General features: G+C 43.2%; 16 protein-coding genes and 2 pseudogenes. 7 read left to right on the top strand and 11 right to left on the bottom strand.

The window, feature by feature from the left end; translation table 11 throughout:
- Window positions 1-7: 7 nt before the first annotated feature.
- From NSQ50_RS31570 to NSQ50_RS09605, 3 genes and pseudogenes are all read left to right on the top strand, one after another.
- Window positions 8-109 (top strand): annotated as a pseudogene (locus tag NSQ50_RS31570) (sigma factor); the annotation flags it as partial.
- Entirely contained in the window at window positions 107-961 is an 855-nt protein-coding gene (locus NSQ50_RS09610) for an RNA polymerase sigma factor (RefSeq protein ID WP_445670439.1), read from the top strand. The pseudogene NSQ50_RS31570 and the gene NSQ50_RS09610, both read left to right, overlap by 3 nt.
- 473 nt (window positions 962-1,434) lie before the next feature.
- Window positions 1,435-2,322: an NAD-dependent epimerase/dehydratase family protein gene (locus NSQ50_RS09605; protein ID WP_076107500.1), complete on the top strand. Its 888-nt coding sequence runs from the start codon at window positions 1,435-1,437 to the stop codon at window positions 2,320-2,322.
- Between the two features lie 500 nt (window positions 2,323-2,822).
- On the opposite strand, the gene NSQ50_RS09600 is transcribed toward NSQ50_RS09605, so the two are convergent.
- Window positions 2,823-4,619, bottom strand: coding sequence for a methyl-accepting chemotaxis protein (locus NSQ50_RS09600; protein ID WP_179087742.1), 1,797 nt, complete (start codon window positions 4,617-4,619; stop codon window positions 2,823-2,825).
- A 345-nt stretch (window positions 4,620-4,964) separates the two neighbouring features.
- On the opposite strand from NSQ50_RS09600, the gene NSQ50_RS09595 reads away from it, so the two are divergent.
- Window positions 4,965-5,906, top strand: coding sequence for a MerR family transcriptional regulator (locus NSQ50_RS09595; RefSeq protein ID WP_076223308.1), 942 nt, complete (start codon window positions 4,965-4,967; stop codon window positions 5,904-5,906).
- A gap of 114 nt (window positions 5,907-6,020) precedes the next feature.
- Here NSQ50_RS09595 and NSQ50_RS09590 read toward each other — a convergent pair whose 3' ends face one another.
- A complete protein-coding gene (locus NSQ50_RS09590; RefSeq protein ID WP_076218537.1) occupies window positions 6,021-6,482 on the bottom strand; it encodes a DUF2798 domain-containing protein in 462 nt (153 codons plus the stop codon).
- 135 nt (window positions 6,483-6,617) lie between these two features.
- Here NSQ50_RS09590 and NSQ50_RS09585 point away from each other — a divergent pair, with 135 nt between their 5' ends.
- The gene (locus NSQ50_RS09585) at window positions 6,618-7,034 is read left to right on the top strand and encodes a MarR family winged helix-turn-helix transcriptional regulator (protein WP_038569750.1); all 417 of its coding nucleotides are present in this window, start codon (window positions 6,618-6,620) and stop codon (window positions 7,032-7,034) included.
- 76 nt (window positions 7,035-7,110) lie between these two features.
- On the opposite strand, the gene NSQ50_RS09580 is transcribed toward NSQ50_RS09585, so the two are convergent.
- From NSQ50_RS09580 to NSQ50_RS09560, 5 genes are all read right to left on the bottom strand, one after another.
- Window positions 7,111-9,048, bottom strand: coding sequence for an FAD-dependent oxidoreductase (locus NSQ50_RS09580; RefSeq protein ID WP_076223312.1), 1,938 nt, complete (start codon window positions 9,046-9,048; stop codon window positions 7,111-7,113).
- A 200-nt stretch (window positions 9,049-9,248) separates the two neighbouring features.
- On the bottom strand, window positions 9,249-10,058 hold the full coding sequence (locus NSQ50_RS09575; protein WP_036679284.1) for a MerR family transcriptional regulator: 810 nt from the start codon (window positions 10,056-10,058) through the stop codon (window positions 9,249-9,251).
- Window positions 10,059-10,168: 110 nt separating this feature from the next.
- Window positions 10,169-11,212 carry a YeiH family protein gene (locus tag NSQ50_RS09570; protein ID WP_038569746.1) on the bottom strand — a complete coding sequence of 348 codons (1,044 nt, stop codon included), beginning with the start codon at window positions 11,210-11,212 and terminating at the stop codon, window positions 10,169-10,171.
- A 218-nt stretch (window positions 11,213-11,430) separates the two neighbouring features.
- Window positions 11,431-13,335, bottom strand: a complete 1,905-nt coding sequence (locus NSQ50_RS09565; RefSeq protein WP_370510916.1) for an ATP-dependent DNA helicase — start codon at window positions 13,333-13,335, stop codon at window positions 11,431-11,433.
- 172 nt (window positions 13,336-13,507) lie between these two features.
- Window positions 13,508-14,359, bottom strand: coding sequence for an SDR family NAD(P)-dependent oxidoreductase (locus NSQ50_RS09560; protein WP_038569743.1), 852 nt, complete (start codon window positions 14,357-14,359; stop codon window positions 13,508-13,510).
- 176 nt (window positions 14,360-14,535) lie between these two features.
- Between NSQ50_RS09560 and NSQ50_RS09555 the strand changes: the two genes are divergently transcribed.
- Together NSQ50_RS09555 and NSQ50_RS09550 are read left to right on the top strand one after the other, a co-directional pair.
- On the top strand, window positions 14,536-15,000 hold the full coding sequence (locus tag NSQ50_RS09555) for a MerR family transcriptional regulator (RefSeq protein WP_038569741.1): 465 nt from the start codon (window positions 14,536-14,538) through the stop codon (window positions 14,998-15,000).
- Window positions 15,001-15,018: 18 nt separating this feature from the next.
- Window positions 15,019-15,562, top strand: a pseudogene (locus NSQ50_RS09550) (zinc-binding dehydrogenase).
- A gap of 89 nt (window positions 15,563-15,651) precedes the next feature.
- Here the strand turns inward: NSQ50_RS09550 and NSQ50_RS09545 are convergent.
- The 4 genes from NSQ50_RS09545 to NSQ50_RS09530 all read right to left on the bottom strand — a co-directional run bounded on the left by NSQ50_RS09545 (window position 15,652) and on the right by NSQ50_RS09530 (window position 20,408).
- On the bottom strand, window positions 15,652-16,608 hold the full coding sequence (locus NSQ50_RS09545; protein ID WP_036679262.1) for a pectinesterase family protein: 957 nt from the start codon (window positions 16,606-16,608) through the stop codon (window positions 15,652-15,654).
- Between the two features lie 39 nt (window positions 16,609-16,647).
- Entirely contained in the window at window positions 16,648-18,009 is a 1,362-nt protein-coding gene (locus tag NSQ50_RS09540; protein ID WP_076223316.1) for a glycoside hydrolase family 28 protein, read from the bottom strand.
- A gap of 22 nt (window positions 18,010-18,031) precedes the next feature.
- Window positions 18,032-19,153 carry a glycoside hydrolase family 88/105 protein gene (locus NSQ50_RS09535; RefSeq protein ID WP_036679258.1) on the bottom strand — a complete coding sequence of 374 codons (1,122 nt, stop codon included), beginning with the start codon at window positions 19,151-19,153 and terminating at the stop codon, window positions 18,032-18,034.
- A gap of 151 nt (window positions 19,154-19,304) precedes the next feature.
- Window positions 19,305-20,408, bottom strand: coding sequence for a glycoside hydrolase family 88/105 protein (locus NSQ50_RS09530; protein WP_076124980.1), 1,104 nt, complete (start codon window positions 20,406-20,408; stop codon window positions 19,305-19,307).
- Between the last annotated feature and the right edge of the window lie 17 nt (window positions 20,409-20,425).

The raw sequence follows: 20,425 nt of genomic DNA, 5'->3' as shown, positions 1-20,425 counted from the left end.
CAGGTCTTTGCAGATAGCTCTGAAGCGATATTGTCTTGCATTGACACAATCCCCGTGGGATGCCGATGATTTAGCTCAGGATACATGGGTCAAGGCCCTTGGTTATATGAAGCCTTCGGACTCAACGAGCACAAATAATGGGAACAGTCTAATGAATGAAGTTAAACAAAATAAAGAAACCATTGAAAATGATAAGGCTAATGGAGCAAATGGAGCTAATGAAAAACTTGAAACTAATCAAACTAATCAAATGAACTATACGTTTTCTAAGGCTGCAACGTCTGCTAAGGCTGTAACGCCATCTAAGACTGCACCATCTACAAAATCTGCAAAATCTGCAATGCATTCTACGATTCCTACAAATTCTACTCATCATACAAGTTCTACAAATCACCCAAATCCTGAGGCATTGCTTTTTCGGATTGCCCGAAACACATGGATTGATATCATGCGGCGAAAAGCCACCTTGTCACGAGTGTTGGAGCTGGATCAGTCCCCCACTGAAGCCTCTGCGGAGTATGGTTCATTTGAGATTGAAGCTGCTTTTCAAGCACTACAGGAGCATTTATCTCCGCTGCAGCAGGCGGTATTCCTGCTTCGAGATGTGTTGGGACACTCTGCAATGGAAGCTGCCGAGATTCTCGATACCACAGAAGGGGCAATAAAAGCCGCTCTGCACCGAGCCCGGCAAGCCCTTCCTCTCGTAAGACAAGAGCTGCTTCAGGCCGATGGTCCTTCCTTACCACAGACAGCCATGCAGATTGTCTTGAGCCGCCTTGCAGCCGCGTATGAACATGGAGAAATTGCCGAGCTGATCGAGCTTGTATTTGCGGACGAAAGCCAGGAACCTGTAATGGCGGTATCGAGCCAAAGCTTGCAAGGCTTCCAGACCTTCCAAGCTGGTGGATTCAGTTCAAACAGCTGGAATTATACCACGCCAGGAATGTGTATGGTGGCGTAGTTTTTCGTTAAGCTCGATTTCGGGCAGCTAAGTGTCTCGTTACGTTAAAAACGAACAGATATATTTGCGATTAGTTCGCTTAATGTGTAATTAACATTTGGGCTGTTTGTGGTAACTAGCTACAAACGTTGCATATTGTGCAACAGACTCCGCCGTCCTGGCAGCAAAAATTGAATCTGCTGTACTTTCTGCAATAGATTCTGGTGAAAAGTTAGTTTAATGCCACTTACTCATCCATTGATTGCATAGAGTGCAATAGATTCAAATTTTCTCCACTCTAATACGAATTCTATTGCACGAAGTACACTCAAAACTAACTCTTTCCCTTTAGTCCAATTTGTATCACTCAAAACTCAATACATTGCTGCTGATCTGGCTGATCCCGCCGCTTCTCTACAATGAATCAGAAGCTTCACATAAACCAATAAACAGTCATTTTAATAACCATTAATAGCAATCAAGGAGTGAGGTTGATGAGTAAGATTCTTATTTTAGGCGGCACACGCTTTTTTGGGAAACGTTTGGTCGAGCGTCTGCTTGAGGATTCTAAGAACGAAGTAACCATATTAACGCGCGGGGAAACAAGCGACCCTTTTGGCGATCTCGTTCACCGGATACAGGTGGATCGGTCTCAACCGGAGGCCTTCGCTCAAGCATTAGGTGATACGAGTTGGGATGTAGTCTACGATAATATTTGTTTTTCACCTGATGAAGCGGATCAGGCGCGCCGTATTTTTGACGGCAAAACCACACGTTACATACTGACTTCAAGTTTATCTGTTTATGATTTCAGTGAGCAAGCGCTGACGGAAGAGGTGTTCGATCCTGAAACGCACCCTATTCGTTATGGAGGACGAAATGACTTCACCTATCAGGAGGGGAAAAGACTGGCGGAAGCCGTCCTTATCCAACAAGCTAACTTCCCTGTAGCCGCTGTCCGCTTTCCGATTGTTCTGGGAACTGACGATTATACACGAAGACTCCATTTTCATATCGAACATGTACGTAACGAGCTGCCCATCGGGATTCCGAATCCAGATGCAAATATCTGTTTTATCCGTTCGGACGAAGCCGCTGATTTTCTGTATTGGCTTGGCAACTCGACGGTGACGGGTCCTCTCAACGCTTGCTCAGACGGTACGGTTAGTATTAAGGAGCTTATCTCGCTGATTGAAAAAGAGACCAGAAAACAAGCCGTCATTCAAAGCGAAACAGCGGATGCGCATAATTCTCCATTCGGGATCACACAATCCTGGTTTATGGATACAGCTAAAGCTCAATCGGAGGGATACAAGTTTCTCACTCTAAGCGACTGGCTCCCAGAGTTAGTTAGCACCCTAAATCAAACTTACGAGGACTAATTATATTTCTACATAAAAAAGCTGGCTCCTTCGTGGATACTCCCACGAAGGAGCCAGCTTCTTTATGCAACAAATCACAATTATGCGTTGAGTTAATTGCACTCTATACAACTATTTTCAGGTATGTGCACTCCCACCTGGTTTTAGTTGTATTTCATGCAATTAAATCCCCACTAAACAGCCGCTATCCCCTTTTCAGCTCGAAATAGCTGCACTAAATACAACTAAACCCTAATCAAGCTAAATACAAACCTTTTTAGTTGTATAAAATACACTTAAAATCAAAACGGCAGATAGAACCTCACTAAGCGCTAAACTTTAGCCTCTCATCTCTAAACTCTATTCTATAAACTCTAATCTCTGGACTCTACTCTCTACTCTCTACTCTACTCCCTACTCCCTACTCCCTACTCCCTACTCTCTACTCTCTTCTCTCTTCTCTCTTCTCTATTCTCTATTCCCTATTCCACCTTACGCTACGAATGCCAATTCCCGCTGAGCTACGCAGAGATTGTCAGATAAGACCCCTCTTTAGAAGCGTCTGCATTTGGTGTACCACCATCATTTGGAGTACCGCTATCATCTGGAGGATCGCCAGCACCTAATGTATCATCTCCTAATGCGTCTCCTAATGTGTCCCCAGCTTCTGGAGTGCCAGCATGCTTTGTATCCCTGTCCCCTTCATCGCTGACCCCATCGTCCCCATCTGAATCAATCTTAAAAATATTGATTTCTTTGAATAAATTCTGCGAAATTTCATTAATCTCAATGGCTTGACGGGCTATATCACGGATAGCATGATCCTGCTGTACGCTGGAGGCGTTCACCTCTTGCACTCCTGCCGCAGTTTCCTCGGCGATGGCCGCGACGGCATGCACAGACTCTGCGAGTCTACGGTTCATAGTCTGAGTCATATCCACTTTGTCGTGAATTTGCCCAATCTGTTTACTAATCTCCACAATAGATTGATCAATCGCTTCGAAAGAGGACAACGTTTCGGCCACTTTATGATCCTGTTCCTCAAGATTTCCTTTGGTCACCAGCATATATTGCTGGAATTCATCCATCCCGGATTGCAGCTCGCTAATAATCTGACTGATATGTACGGAGGACTCTTTGGTCTGCACAGATAATTGTCTTACTTCATCAGCGATGACAGCGAACCCTTTTCCGTAGGCACCCGCGCGGGCTGCTTCAATTGCTGCGTTAAGTGAGAGGATATTGGTCTGATTAGAAATATCTGTTATGGATTTAGTGATGCGCGAGATGTCCTTTGATTGATCACTCAGTTTGGTTAAAGCCAGATATACTTTATTAACAGATTCTCGCGAATGCTCAGACACCTCCCGGAGGGCGATGACGGATTCAGATCCTTTACGAGTATTGTGATTAGCCGTTTGACTGGTAGCCAGCATAACCTCGGTATACTCCGTGATCTCATTCACTTCACGTTCCAGCTCCTGAATCAGGCCAGCGCTCTGCTCGGATTGTCCTGCCTGCTGTTCTGCGCCTACCGAGATTTCCTGTATAGTGCTTACGATATCTTGATTCGTATGCGCCGTTATAGATGAAGATTCTTGAAAAGAATGCGAATAAGTTGCCAGCGAAGAGGCTACTGACTGGGTATGCTGAAGCATTTCCCGGACCCGCTCCACCATATGATCAAAATGATGACTCAAACTGCCCAACTCATCGTTGTAAGGTGAGTTAATCTGCTGATGCAAATCTCCTTCGGCAATTTTTCGCAGAGCCACTTGCAGTTTATGGATAGGATTCAGAAAGGAACGTATGAGCATAACCGCAATCACTAATGTGAAAATAAACACTAGCACAGCTGCGTAAGCAACTATAGAGGTGGTTAGATTAAGCAGATCAAAAGAATAATCCTGTGCTTTTTCTGCATTTTCTGCTGCTGCCGTATACAATTGTTCATTAGTCACTAGCATGACTTCACTCAACGCTGTAGCTTTCGTATGTAATTCATCGATTTGTTCCAGCACACTCATGGGATCGAGCTGCTCATCTTCTATGGTCTTTACCAATTCGTCAAAATATCCCGTATATTCCCCAATCTGACTATGTAATTGTTCTAACTCTTTAAATGCCGGCGAATCTGCCGCAAAATCCACCGTCGCCAACTCTTTAGTCAGCTTTGTTTGCTTGTCCTTAAAGGGTTGGACGAACTCCAAATCACTCGAACCCGCTAACGAAGATTCTACCGCATTCATTTCCTGCAGCAGTTGCGTAATGATAGACACGGTAATTCGTTTTTCCATCTCAGCTTTTTGCGTTTCCATAGAAATCTCCACTTGACTGATTTTATGGTTTTGATAAAACGCTACTCCCAAAAAGAAAAGAACAACGGCGGAAAAACTCAAAATCAACTTCCATTTCATAGTTAGATGCATAGACCTAGCTTTCAACAATATCATCCTCCGTATAAAGCCTCATATTGCAATAGGTACATTCTACCAATACCTTGATTGTAGAAGCTGGACGTTAAATACTGGACAATGTTTTGTATGAGAAATGTAAATTATCTCGAATACCCAATCATTAATTCTCCTTGCAATTGACGTAACGTTAAATGCTAAAATAATCCACATAAGGCGCCTTATCAAACTATGAAATGGGAGTTGTCTATGAGCGGATTTGTTACCATTGATAAGCTTTCTGCGCAATTCGGACTGACGAGTCGGACTCTGCGTCACTGGGAAGCACAAGGATTGTTTGAAAGTAAGCGGGACAGCAGCTCTGGCTGGCGGATTTATGATGAGAAAGCAATACTCGCCATTCGGGTTACCTCATTATTAAGAAAGCTGGATATTAGCATCAAGGATATTGGAACTGTGCTTAAACATATGTCCGTTCAGTCCATGTACGAAGCGCTCAGCCAGCAAGCGGCTTCTATTCACAATCAAAAAACAGAACTAACAAATAGAGAAGGTGAAATCCATCTCTTTTTACAGTGGATATCCGCCCATCTCGAGGAACCCATTACAAATCAATTATTATCTGAACTAAACGAAAAGTCATGCAGTCCATCGGATGGTATGACTAAAACTGAGGAGGTTATATCTATGCCAACTATTAATCACTCTACCCCTATTCATGTAAGATTCATTACTCTCCCAGCTATGAGATTTGCCTACAATGTTGCGGTTAGTACCTCTCCAGAAGATGAAGCTATGATTCCAGTTAATGATTGGCTGGACGCTAGTCAACTATTAGGCACAGCACGGCTGTTTGGCGGCAATACGAACCCGCATCCAAGTGGTGAGAATAAACCTTACGGATATGGATTCTGTGCCTCAATTCCGGAAAATGTGAAGATACCAGCTCATCTAAAGGAAATGCGGCTCGACGGCGGCCTCTATGCTCTGACAGAAAGCACTGATGATATCTACGGCTCATGGCAAGCCCTAATGGGGTATCTGGATACTCATCCTGATTATCAAGCGGATCACGATTCCAGATTATGTCTGGAGGAGCATATCCGCAACGATAGTCCCAAAGGTAGCGGAAATGAGTATGCCCTAAATCTACTCGAACCTGTAAAAAAGAGAGTTCACGCGCTTACGTAAACGAGCGAGCCATAGATAAACGTTTCTAATCTTTTAAAAAACAAAACGCTCTCTTCTGCTTATTCGGGCAGACGGAGAGCGTTTTGTTGTAAATTGCTTCTATTGATTTATTCCCTACGCAGACACAGCTGGAGTAATTTTCACAAAAATAAATCGTGTAAGCGGCCCAACTAAAATGATTTGCAGTGGAAGTGCAAAAATAAAATTTTTACCTATGGCAGACAGATAAGCTCTTGGTAGTTCAGCAGAAAATCCAACATGGAGAACTGCGCCATAGAAGGACATGAACAATACCATTCCGGTCACCATAAAAAAGGATATGAACATGATTTTTTTGATCATCGGATCATTTTCTTTAACCAGCTTATGCGCGATCCCCTTCGCAACCTTGCCTACAACAAATACATCTAGAATGAGTGCAACTATAAATGCAGGCAAGTAGCCGACAATCACATCCTTAACTAACGTGCCTGACCAACCCTCCATTAGTGCTACATTGTAAATACTCATACCCAGCACCATCAAAAAACACATGATGAACGTAAATAAAAATGCTTCTTTTTTGTTTCTTCCCATCTTCAAGCTCCTTTTATCTCTATATTGTCAACTTGGATTACAATAACACAAATTCTCAAATCAAGTCAACCAAGTTGACAATATTCGCAAATGTCTTATACTGGGGTAAACGAGCCATGATTTAGGAGTGTTCTAATGAATAAGCAGCTGCAAAAAATGAACCTGATCGATTTACTCAGTGAGAAGCATCTAGCTTTACGTAAAATAGTGACAGACAAAGACCCGGATCAAATTAATAAGACCGAATCCCACATTCTTGCAGTTCTTGAGGCCCGAGAAATGTTATCGATCTCAGAAATCAGTAGAATAATTCATATTTCAAGACAGGGCACGCATAAAAGCATTCAAGGCATGTTATCCCGTGGTTATGTTGAAGCCGTTGAAGTCGAAGGAAATCAGCGTGACAAAAATATTGTCCTCACTCCAAAGGGTATAGAATGCAATAACAGAATGATGATCACCAAAATTGAATTAGAGCAGCAGATCGCTGCCAAGCTAGGAGTAACAAATGTAGAGCTTCTTAAATCTTTGCTAAAAGAAGATTGGCTCTAATCTCCAGCAAAAAAAGACGCAGAGTTGTCTACTCTGCGTCTTTAAAAAGATTGAATTATTTTCCGGGAAATTGTCGTTAATTAGCTTTCAAAGCACTGTTTGCCGCGCTCTCTCCACCTAGACGACCTGAGGTAAAGGAATAACCAATTCCAACCCCATTGCCAACATAGGTATCGTTGAATAATACGCCTTCCGATTCAAGCCCTACAGCAAACAATCCTTTTACTGGTGTACGTTTATCATTTAGCACTTGGAACTTAGTGTTTACCAGCAAGCCACCTACAGAACCCAAGTTGTTGATTTCAGCGACGATGGCATAATATGGTCCTTCTTCGCCCATTGGCTCTAAATAATCAGCAGCTTTACCAAATTCAGTATCCACACCAGTTTTTGTAGCTTCTTTATAACTATTGTAATTTTCTACAAACACATCTACATCCATACCTGCATTTGTTGCTAATTCTTCGATTGTATTTCCTTTGAAGCCATCTCCGTTTTCTACCATAGAATCAAAGACCTTTTCTGCATTTACCCATGGATTCTCTAACGTGAATTGATCTGCAAATTCGGCATAAAATTCTGGTGGCATTCCTGGCAGGCTTGGTGCGTTAACACCTTTCATCCCCTTGGACTGAAGAGCAGCCAATTGTGATTTTGATACGATAACCATATGATAAGCACCATTAAATGCACTCGTATTAGCTGCTGCGACCGATGTTAATGTAGCTGCTTCATCTCTGAAACGTGCTCCGGAAGAACTGACATTCATGAAGTTAGGCAGATATGTCAACATGAGCGGATAACTTGCTTCAAAAGGCTCATATTGTGCTTTTAGTCCTTGTGTTGCTCTGGCTAATGTTTGGTGCAGCATCTGTCCACCGAAGTTATCAGGAACCTTGGCTCCTGCTTCCCAAGCCATCTTCAGACCTTCCCCAACGTTCTGACCTAGTCCTCCGTTAACCCCTTCAAAGCCAAAAGCTTCTTTAACCATTTCCGAATTTGCGGCATAACCGCCTGTTGCCATTATGACACTTTTTGCTGTGATTTCAAGAGTAGTCCCGTCTGATTTCTCAGCCACAATACCTGTAACTTCTCCTGCTTCATTGGTAATCAGCTTTTTGGCAGTGGTTTCAGTGATCACTTGTCCACCCTTTTGTTCAACCGATTCAGCCAACATTTTCCGAAGGGTCTCTTCACGGGTTTCATAAGCTGGCAGTACATGCAGCTGCTCTCCGAAAAAGTTTAGGAAGCTGGTTTTATACCCTTTTTCTGCTAACCAATCATAAGTTTCACCGGATTTCGTTACGTATTGTCTAATTGCTGCAGCGTCAACTCTCCAGTGATTGTTGACAATCCAATCGGCAATTTCTTTTTCCACATTTACTTTAAGATTATTGTCAGTAGCTGCGGAAGAATTATAGAACTTACCAGCCCAGGATAGATTACTTGCTCCCCCGATAACTCCTGTTTTTTCGATAATAATAACCTTGGCACCTTTATCAGCAGCGGTTACCGCTGCGGACACACCAGAAGCACCGGCGCCTACTACCACTACGTCTGATTCAAGCTTTTCCGTTTTACCTTCACCCGCTTTTTGCACGCCACCGGCTTTGAGGACTTCCAGATTTCCTCCACCTTTGGTTACGGCATCTTCAACGGCCGCGAGCATTGCTTCACTGGAAAGACTCGCACCACTAACAGCATCTACTGCCAAGGTTTGTCCTTCCAGAATTTGATCTTTTATTTTTTCAAGTGCACTATCGCCTAGACCACCCGTTTCTGACTGGCTTACGATCTTGATATCTTTAATTTTATCTGGCTCATCCATAGTGACTTCTACTTTAATCACGCCTTCTTTGCCTTCCGCTTCCCCAGCGAATGTACCGGCTTTAAAAGATGATGATGACGAATTTGCCGACTCCCCATTTCCTTTGCATCCGCTCAGCATGGAAACGATCAGCACCATACAAAAAGTTAACATGAGCATTTTCTTGGTGAAATTTCTGTTGCGCATTCTCTTCTCCCCCAGTATCTAATATCTTATAGCTCGCCAATAACGTGATATTTTTCACATTCATATCTATACATATCTACCGAACGTTGCCAAGCTATATACCGAAGTATAAACATTGGTGCAGCACCAAGGTCAATGTCCAATTCTTGTCCAAAAAGAAAAAACACCCGCTCTCAGAGCAGGTGTTTATAGAAATACACTTATAGAATTGGGATATTCACTTCCAAATACGAGCGGTTATTGCCTTCTATTTTTTCAGTAAGCATTAATTTACCCACCACATCACCCGCTATAGTATATCCATTTGCTTCGATGTAATCTATCATAAACTGCAAGGATTTCTTCGTGATATAATGTCCATCCGTAGATAACATGATAGCAGAGATACAGGTACTCGGGCTAATGTACTCTACATATTCATCGATATCCATCGCAAATTTCTGCACTTCCTCCTCTGGTAAGGTAAGCCCCCAGCTATAGTCAAAGTTATTATCACCGGATAACACCCCCGCGTCCTCAATCTTAAAAGAATAAAACGCATAAGGAAGCCTATCCATCCAAGTGTTGACGAGGCTTTTTACGATATCATTTTTTAATAATGCATTTTTATCCGTTTGCTTAAGCCTGTACATGCCTGGCAGCTGTTTAAGTTTACATATATATAGTGAGGACTCTATTTCCTTAAGCTCTTTATGAATTTCATTCATCTTGTTTAGCAGCATCGTCTTTTGCTTAATCTCTTCTTCTAAACTCTGCCGAGACTGCTGCATCATTCCCATAACTTGCTCAATAGAGGACTCCTTCATCAAAAGTGCCACTTCGGGCAATGGAATTTCCATACTGCGATACCATCTGCTCATTAACAGATCCCTTGCATCTAAATCATTAAAATATCTATAATTATTGCTGTTATCTTTTGTAGGCCTAACAATATCATGTTTCTCGTATAATCTCAGCGTATCCGCAGTTACCCCGAGAATGGAAGCAAATTCACCTATGCAATACTTCACCTGAAGTCCCTCCATTCATTTCATGCATACCCTACCACACTAAATGATAAAGAGAAAGACGCTGTTAGGATATGAAGTAACTCATTTCATACTCAGGGTGTACATGCTAACTACGCTAGTGCAAGTAAGTGAACTAACATAAATCCAACTAGAGATAACATGACCGAGCCTATAAGTCCCGCTGCAAAAGACTTCATTCCAAGCCGTCTAAATGCCGCCAAATCAACGTTTAACCCAAGCCCTGCCATCGCCATAGCGATTAACATATAAGCAATCGTAACGATTCCATTGGCTACTGATGCGGAGACGATCCCTAACGAATTCACACCACTGACGACTAGAAATCCTAGAATAAACCAAGGGATTGGAATGCTTTTCCACGAAGCTTTAGCCGCTCCACCTTGCACTTTTCTTTCTTCACGATTGGACCAAATCCCAATTAAAATAGCCACTGGCACAAGTAAGGCCACCCGGGTCAATTTAACGATGACCGCCATATCAACGGCAGCATTTCCACCAGCATCCGCAGCCGCGATAACGTGAGCAATTTCATGTAAAGTCGCTCCTGAGAATACCCCATAACCTAAATCTGATAAGCCGAGAAAAGGATATAAAAATGTGTACAGCAGTGTAAATATTGTGCCTAATATAGCTACTATAGCTGCACCAATGGCAGTTTCGTCATCTTTGGCTTTTATCTGTGGAGCGATGGCAACCACCGCTGCCGCACCGCAAATCGCAGTTCCGCAGGCAGTTAAGATACTGAGGCGCTTATCTACTTTGAACAGTCGAGCCAGTCCGTATACAACGGAGATCGCAAATATAATGACGATGACTGCCAAAAGAAATACCCGGGGTCCTGCAGCAACGATATCCATTAGATTAAGCCGCATACCGAGCAGGATAATCCCTAGACGAAGCAGTTTTTTACTGGAAAAATCGGTGCCATGTGTGATGCTATTTGGCACTCCTATCGTAGCTCGCCAAATAATCCCGATTAAGATGGCAATGACCAATTGCCCCATAATAGATAGGAATGGAAAACCCGCTAAAAATTTCGCCAATAATGCGATAACTAAGGTTAGCCCTATCCCTAATGCAAACCCAACCTTTTTGTTGTGATCTGGTTGATACAAACCTTCTGATTGACCCATGTCGTATACACTCCTTGATGAATCTCTAGATGATGCTGTATAAATACATCCCATGCTCAACAATAATACGACATCGCTCGGAAGTTAAATACCAATATCCTATCCGTAAAATTAGGAATACTTATGCTTAATTTTAGACAAAAAAAGCTCCTTCGAGTGAAACATAAATGCCGTAGCATCTGCCTCACCAAAGGAGCAATTATAATCGTTAGTGATATTTAAGCTTCCAGCTTCTGTAGTCGAGTCCCTTTTGGAAGTACAGAAGTTATATATTCGTGTACTGGATGTTGCCCTTCCTCTTCCGCAAGTACAGTTACAATTCCTTGATCTGTACCGGTTCGAATCAGCCGCCCCATCCCTTGTTTGAGTCTTAACAGCATGTAAGGCAAATCCACATCTTCAAAAGGAGTGGAGGTTTCCGCCCGTTTTGCCATAAACACTGGATCAAGCGGAGGATACGGCAACGACCATATGATCACATTAGATAATGAAGGTCCAGGGATGTCCAGCCCTTCCCATAAGGTGACCGCACATAACACGCTATGCTCATCCCGTTGGAATGCCGAAATCAAATAGCTGATTTCTTGATCCCCTTCATATAAAAATGAATATGAACTGCTTTCCGGTCGTAACGAGTTAAGCTGCTTGAACTGCAGAAGCTCTTCACGAGTACGGAACAATAGCAGTGCTCTACCTTCAGTCCGCTGAATAAGCTTCAGGGAAATTTCCATTTTCTCAGCAAAATCCCCACTCTGAAGCTCTGGCACATAGACATTCATCTGGTGCTCATAGTCATAAGGTGAGTCTACAGAGAAGGATAAAAAATCTTGTATCCCAAGACTGTCCTTCAAGTATTGGAATGATTTATCCACAGACAATGTAGCCGATGAGAATACGATTGGCATTTTTTGCGTGAACAGGCTGTCTTGAAGTACCTCTTTGACATTTCGTGGCATGACCGACAGCGTTAGACCATCGCTTTCTTCTGTCGCCCAGCAGATTAAAGCCCCTGAATCCTCAAACAATCGCAAAGCGATCTCTATGGTCTCCAAACGTTCCTCCACAATTCGGAGTTGGTATTCATCAATCGTGTAGAGTCCGCTTTCGAATACTAATTCTTCTTCGATAGCAGCAATTACACTCCGCATCCGGTGTACCTCACGAATCAATGAAGCATTCAGCTCAATGCTTTTCCGATCTGATCCAGGTATGTTTCGGCATTGACGGCGAATCGCTTTGAACATTTGCTCACTTTGCATGATCGCTTCATCAATCAGAACGGCCAGCGTTTCACGAATCTCGTTCTGTAGCAGGCGAGAAATCAATTCTTCAAAGACGACATGCTTCATCTTATAGCCAAGCGCCTTCATGGCCGCTGATTCTAATAAATGTCCTTCATCGAATACAACCGCACAGTGATCCGGAAGCAAAGGGATTTGCCCTTCCCGCTTACGCGCTTCATAGGTCCAAATATGCTCCATGTAATAATCGTGGGAACAAATGATCAGATCACTTGATTTCCGGTAATGATCACGGGACAAGGTCTGCCCGCAGCGGTGACGCATATCGCAAGTAAAGCAGTCCTGAAACGTATCCCAGTTAATTTTGTTCCATTGTTCGTCATTCAGATCAGGGTAATCTCTGCGGTCTCCATAAGCATGGAATTGCTGCATCGGTGCATGTGAATGTACAAAATCAGGTAATGTACTGTACAAGCTCTCCAGTGGTAAGCTTTCATCATCATGGTTCCGAGCCTGATCCAGCTTTTTCAGACACATATATTTATCCGGAGATTTCGCTAGTCTGGCATCAATATTCATGTTCAGATGCTTCGCAAGCTTGGCGATATCGCCTTCCGGTTTCACAAGCTGCTCAATCAAGGACTCGTCCGCACATGCAATAATCGCAGGTTTGCCCATATAACGCGCGTAACAAATGCTATACAACAAATACACTAATGTCTTGCCTGTTCCGACCCCTGCCTCAGAAAAAATCGTCTTTTTCTCGGCAAAAGCTCGCTCTACCTGAAAGGCCATGTATATCTGTTCATCACGTACTTCAAATCCAGCCTCAGGAAGAATTTCATAGAATACATCTCCGACCCATTCCCCTACTTGCTCCATAAAAGGTTTGGTCCGATCATATTCAAAAGGATACTGTTTCGCCAACAAGCCTACCTCCAATATTTGATCAGGCATCTCTACCATGCCATGAAAAATAGAATCAACGGAAAAACTCTATTATCTCATACGTTTGGAGGAATTACAAAAAAAAATTAGAGATCTAAAGATCAGATTAACAACGAAGATACTCATTTTCGTAGATATTATTAATCCTTTCCAAAACATTCCGGGCTTGATCCTTAAATTTCAAATCCGCAACCTGGCCTTTCCGAAGAAATATACCTGTCTCTTCACGGTGTTCTCCCAGAGCACCCTCATACAATTGGCCGGCGCCGTGGGTTGGCGGAGAGAAAAACAGCTTCATCAACGGTTTAACTATAAGAGGCAGTCCAGAATTTTTCCCTTTTCGCAATGTGTTATTGCTACCCGGATCAACACTGCGAATCATGATGCCCTCGTTAGCAAGTTGTGGCGCGGCGGCCTGTGTCCATAACGATAATGCCAGCTTTGAGGTGGCGTAAGGACCAAGCAGCTTGCGGAAGGTTATGGGATGCTCCAAGATTTCTATCGTAAACTCTTTCGTATAATTAAGCGCTGAGGATGAGGTGTTGATCACCGTTTTTAAGCGTCCTTTTTGTAGGATATCCTTCAATTCCATTAAAATAATATACGGAACAACGGTCATCAATTCATAGTGCTTTTCGCGCCCCTGTTTCGAATAGCTTAGTTCGGGGAAGCTCCCGCCGGCATTGTTGAACAAAATATCGATTCGCTGCTCCTTGCCTTTGATCTCTTCCAGCGTCCCTCTCAAGCTGGCAAAATCCGCGAGATCGGTTGTTTTATAAATACGAAGCCAGCCGTTTTTGATGGCTTTTTGGATGTTCACATCGTCGGCCGGAAAATCGGAACGGTTCAAAGCAATCACCTGCCAATCCTCCGCTAGCAGTTTTCGAGTTAATTCCAATCCAATCCCGGCGTTAGCGCCTGTAATCAATGCGATATTTTCACGTTGCTGAGTGCTCATTGTAAATCTCCTCCTGAATTCGGGATATCTTCCTCTTCTAACGCACATTTTATTAATTGGAGTCGACTCCAAGTCAAGGCGTAATAAAAAGATTTTGTCCCAGAGATAAGGTCTTGACTTGGAGTCAGCTCCAAGTTGTATAATGCACACACAAAGCAATCTCCAGGAGGTAGAGTATGAAGGCAGAGCAAACGTTTACGATAAAAGAAACCGCCGTGCAAACCGGAATATCCGAGGATACGATCCGCTATTACGAAAAGATTGCGCTGCTTCCCCGGGCGGACCGGAAGGACAACGGGCATCGCGTTTACCGGCAGGAAGACATAGATACAATCCGGCTGCTATCCTGCCTCAAAAAAACAGGTATGCCCTTGCAGGATATGCAGCCATTTTTGGCGGTCTCCGCCGACGCTGATCCCGCGGATTATCCTGAACTGGTGGAGCATTTAAGGAACCATCGAGAAAACATCGTCAGCCAAATCTCGTCGCTGCAGCAGGTTGTCGATTTTATTGATATAAAGCTGGAACAAGGGAAATATCGCCGAGACTGCTCAGATAAAAGCGAAGACCGATCGGAACCAAAAACCATCTCCCCCGTTGAGATGAGTTATTTTTCTGGAACAGCAAAAATGAATAATTAATGAGTTGGAGTTTTTAGGATGAAAGCAATGATAATTAAAAAATACGGAAAATATCCTCTTCAACTAGCCGACGTCCCTACACCCGCAGTGGGTGATTATGATGTATTGGCAGAGATCCATGCAGCAAGTATTAATCCTATCGATTTCAAAGTGCGGGATGGCAAAGTTCGTACGCTGTTGAAATACGATATGCCCCTAGTTTTAGGAAATGATTTTTCAGAGATTGTCATCCAAGCAGGAAAAAAAGTTATAAAATTCAAGATAGGTGATGACAAAAGGTATTGATTCAAGCGGGAGCGGGCGGTGTTGGCACTTTTTACTATCCAACTTGCCAAAGCGATGGGGATATACGTGGCTACTACTACAAGCGATGCTGGAGCAGAATTGGTCAAGTCACTTGGAGCCGATCAAATTATCAATTATAAAACCGAAGCATTTGATAAGGTCCGGACAAATAAAACCTGTTATTGATCAAGTGTTTCCTTTTGTAGAGGCGCAGAAAGCGATGGAGTATTCCGAATCGGGCAGAGCTAAAGGAAAGATCATATTAAAAATAAAGTGATACAACACATAAATAAAACGGCAGTCTAAGACTTTATGCTTCTCGTCTAGACTACCGTTTTTTATTTGTGTACTCGTTAATTAAATTATCTATTTCCAAAAATCCGTACCAGCAAAAACAAACTCTTTATCCAACGTCTCGTCCCCATCTTCAAAGCAATCTGCCCAAGAAACGCGTTGCTTACTCAGGAGAATTGCATCCTTCACGCCATATTCCTGATAACAAACGGTTTGTTCATTAGCGGTGTTGTTCCAGTTATCCCAGCCAAGTGGATGAATATGTGCACCCAGCTGACAATCTACAAATACGGTTTTAGCATACTCACGCCATGGACGGCCCAGAAACACCGGAGCAATATCAGGAGCCGCTGTTAAAAAGCAATTTTTAAAAATATAACCATACGATTGTCCCACGGGTGTGGAGGCTGCCGTAATATAACCTGCTTGATTCTCACTATGACGCAAGCTGCGAATTTCACATCTGTCAAAATAAGCCGTAGCCCCACCAAATATAAAGTCCACTGTTCCCTCTATATAGCAATGCTGATACAACTGCCGATATTGGGCATGGTGCTTTCTCAGTGGTATACCTCCAAACGTAGATCGCTCTTTGGGTGCAGGTGGCAAAGGTCCCGTGAACAACGTGTCCTGATACCCTTTTAAAGTACAATTTCTGAATACGGTTTGATCACAATTAGCATACACGGCTACCGCCTGCCCGATATTTTCACCCTGCCCTGCATTATTGGTAATCACCAGATTCTCCAAGATCAGGTGGCTGCCGCCCAGAAATAACGTTGGTGTAGAGAATGTATTGATTTCTTCGCCCGCTTCATCACGCTCTTTCGCGTAACGATTCATAACAATCTCCACGTAGCCAATCCCTATGATCGTAAGATTAGAACGATAAATCCGCACTGCCTCTTTATAGACCCCTGACAAAATATAAAGCGTATCCGCTTGACCGGATGGCCCCTGCTCTAGTGAATCTATCGCCTCTTGAATCGTGTGATAAGCGCAAAAGGATTCTTTTCCTACAACAAGCATAGTGGATTCTTTTCCTTTCAATAAATTGATGACTCTCTCTTATGGACAGACATTCTGTTCTTCAGGTGACACTGTAGCTTGTTCTACTAATTTTTCCGGCTTCTTCGTGTTTTTTGATCGACAATTTATGATCTCTACAGCTTCTCCATTTTCAATGTAAAAAGCAGGCCCTTCATGGTTCTCAATCGTCACCTGATGAAATTGGACATCTCTTGCATTCCCGAGGAAAAACCCGCGATTATTCATGTTTTCGATCCCTGTCATCATGTCTGGATGGCCGGGAATTGCATTCGTCGCCATGGAGATGTCTACATTAGTAAACGTAATCTCGGATACATACTGCTCCGCAAGCCCGTATAAGAAACCCGCTGCGGCATGAACATTACGTGCGGTAATATTGGCAAAATGAATGCGTCTAAAATACGGCGTTTCCTCTGTAATCGGATAAGGATTTTTATCCCACACATATTTTTCTTTTCCGCGTGGTCCACAGAAATAATATAGATTTAGAGTAAACGGACAAATAACGTCCTCCATTACAATATTGCTGATCCGAATATCTTCAATCGCTCCCCCGCGTCCCCGTCTTGATTTCATCCGGATTCCACGATCGGTTTGTTTAAACACACAATTACTAATCGTGACATTACGAATATCTCCACTCATTTCACTACCGAGTACGACACCCCCGTGTCCATGTACCATAGTGCAGTTGGTGATCGTAATATTCTCACAAGGAACTCGTTCTTTGGTATCCTCAGTTCCTGCCTTGATCGCTATGCAGTCATCACCGACATCAATATTGCAATTGCTAATTCGCACATTGGTGCAAGACTCTGGATTAATACCATCTGTATTTGGAGAGTCCGCCGGGTTCAGAATGGAAATATTATCAATAGTCACATTGTAACAGCCTATCGGATTAACGGTCCAGCTTGGAGAATTGACCAGCGCGATATCTTTAAGGGTTACCCGCTGACAGCTGTCCAAGCCGATTAGAGTCGGCCGGGGATACTGCAGCTCTTCCCGGCGGTTCCGAAACTTATCCCACCAGAGTTCACCATTTCCGTTAATCATTCCGCTGCCAGTGATCGATACATTAACTAACTCTCTTCCATAAATACAAGGTGAATGAACCTGCTGCTTCACTCCTTCCCATCTGCATTCCACTGCAGGGTAATCCTCCGGGTTCGTACTGAATGAAAGAATGGCACCAGGATTTAAATTCAATTCGATATTGCTTTTCATATGAATTGCACCGGTTAAGAACGTACCAGCCGGCACATAAACGGTTCCTCCACCGGCTTTATTTGCCGCTTCAATTGCACGCGTTATCGCTTCTGTCGCTAACTTTTTACTATTCTTAAGCGCTCCAAAATCCTCAATATTGTAGATCAACATTCATAAGCCTCCCTGTTCTATATCAGATCCAGCCTCTTAATTGTTCGTATTCCACACAGGCCTGAAGGAAAGCACCCACACCTTTTTGGTCGTTAGTGACAATAGGCTCGCTAATGTAATAAGCGAAAGTACCGTCACGTTGGTCCACTCCACCTAATCCTGCTACTTGGCAATTCTTATTTAAATTGACCCATTCTTCTTTGGTTTCTAGTACAAACTCCGAGATAAGTCCTTGTTGAGCCAGATCTAATGTTTCGTACCATCCAGCGTTTAACACGCCTAATCGGATACCTTTAGCCATGGCATACACGATCATACTTGAAGCAGAGGCCTCAAGATAATTTCCTTTGCGTTCCCCTAGATTAATCACTTGATACCAGACCCCGGATTCCTTATCCTGATATTTCTTCACCGCAGTTAAGGTATCATTTAGTATTCGTACCAGCTCTGGATAATCTGAGTGCTCACTAGGCAGCAATTCCAGAACATCAACCAATGCCATGAGATACCAGCCAAGTGAACGGGCCCAAAAGTTAGGCGAAAGTCCTGTTTCAGGGTCGCACCAAGGTTGAATACGCTGTTCATCCCATGCATGATATAGCAGACCTGTTACCGGATCTTTCGTATGCTTCTCACACAAGATAAATTGTTTAGTTACATCCCCAAGTCCCTTTCCTTCTTCAAAAGCTAGCAAGTAGGCTAAATAAAAAGGAGCGCCCATATAAAGTCCATCTAACCAAATCTGATAGGGATATATATTTTTATGCCAAAAAGCACCTTCCGAGGTTCGCGGATGGGTCTCAAGTTGCTTTCTAAGTAGAGCAGCCGCTTTTTTGTATTTTTCCTGCTTCGTTTCTTTATATAGAGTCAATAATAATTTTCCGTTGTTAATATGATCGATGTTATACTCCTCTAGGTGGTAGCCCTTGACACTGCCATCTTCCTGAATAAAGTAGTCCATATTATCTTGAATGAACTGCAGATACTTCGAATCACCGGTCTGCTTCCAAAGCCATTCAAAACCGTTCAATACCACGCCATAATCGTAGGTCCAGCTTCCTTTGTAGCCTTTATCTTCATAAAGCTTCGGTGTCCGCGCCATAATAGAGTCTGCCGTTTGAATTGCCCACTGTGATTTCTTCATCCCAACCCCCAAAATATTTATAAATTTAAGAGCTCAAAAACTATAAATAGGTTCACCCGATTTAAGGATTACTTTGTACATAAAATAATACGACTTGATTCTCTGCAATCTCAGAGAATCAAGTCATTGTTTAGTAAGGATACGGAGCGATTTATTCTTGGAGCATTGACTGTATTTCAACACAAGCCATCACCAATGCGCCCACACCATGCAGATCATTTTTAACCTTAGGCCGAGTCACGTAACTCTCGTAATCTCCAGCTGAGGTACCGATACAAATGTCCGGCAGAACTAATCGGTTATGCTCATCCCACTGGATTACTTTGGTTAACCCTTCATATCCTTTTTTAGCGGCAGCTGTAGCGATAGTCACATCACTTACAACGCCATGCTTCACGGCTTTGGCAATCGTATAGACGAACAAACATGACCCTGAAGTCTCCAGCCAATTATCTGGCTCATGTCCCTTATCTACGACTTGATACCAAAGTCCACTTTTTTGATCTTGGTAACGAATAAGTGCATCCACAAAATCTCTCAGCGTAGTAGAAAGCTCTGTCCGGGCTGAATCATGGGAAGGTAACAGATCCAGAAATTGCGATAAGGCGAGACCATACCATCCTAATGATCGGCTCCAGAACTCCGGTGAACAACCCGTCTCCGGATTCGACCAAGGCATCCGCCGGCTCTCATCCCAGGCATGGTATAACAAACCTGTTGTCTCATCCTTCATATGCTTGCGCATTAACATTTCCTGATGAAGGACCGTTTCACGCAAGCTTGGTTCATCGTAGACATTAGCATATTTCAAGGAGAATACGCCGGCCATATAAAGTCCATCCAACCACATTTGGTTGGCGTACTTATCCTTGTGCCAATACCCGCCCTCAGAGGTTTTATTTAGTGTGAGCAGTAAATTCCTTAGCTTCTCTGCTGCAATACGATACTTAAGTTTGCCTGTCCGTTCATAAAGAGTGAATAGTAACTGTCCTGCTTGAACCGCATCCAGCTCATCACGTGCAAAATAAAAGTTCCCGTATTCATCCACCAAATCATCTACATATTCCTGAATATAGTTGATATAACGGTCTTCTTGATAAGCATTCCACAAAAGCTCCATGCCACACAGAAATACACCCTGATGATAGTGCCATCGATGCGCGGGGGGAAGCTCTCCCGCCCTGTAAGTATCCATTAGTGAATCGCAAGCTTTTTTTGCCCACTCTATCGGCGTTGTAGGTATCTGTACAGTCATCTCGAAGCTCCTCCCCT

The organism is Paenibacillus sp. FSL R10-2788, from assembly GCF_038003885.1.
Lineage (GTDB): Bacteria > Bacillota > Bacilli > Paenibacillales > Paenibacillaceae > Paenibacillus_AQ > Paenibacillus_AQ odorifer.
This window is presented reverse-complemented; position numbering and strand designations above follow the sequence as displayed.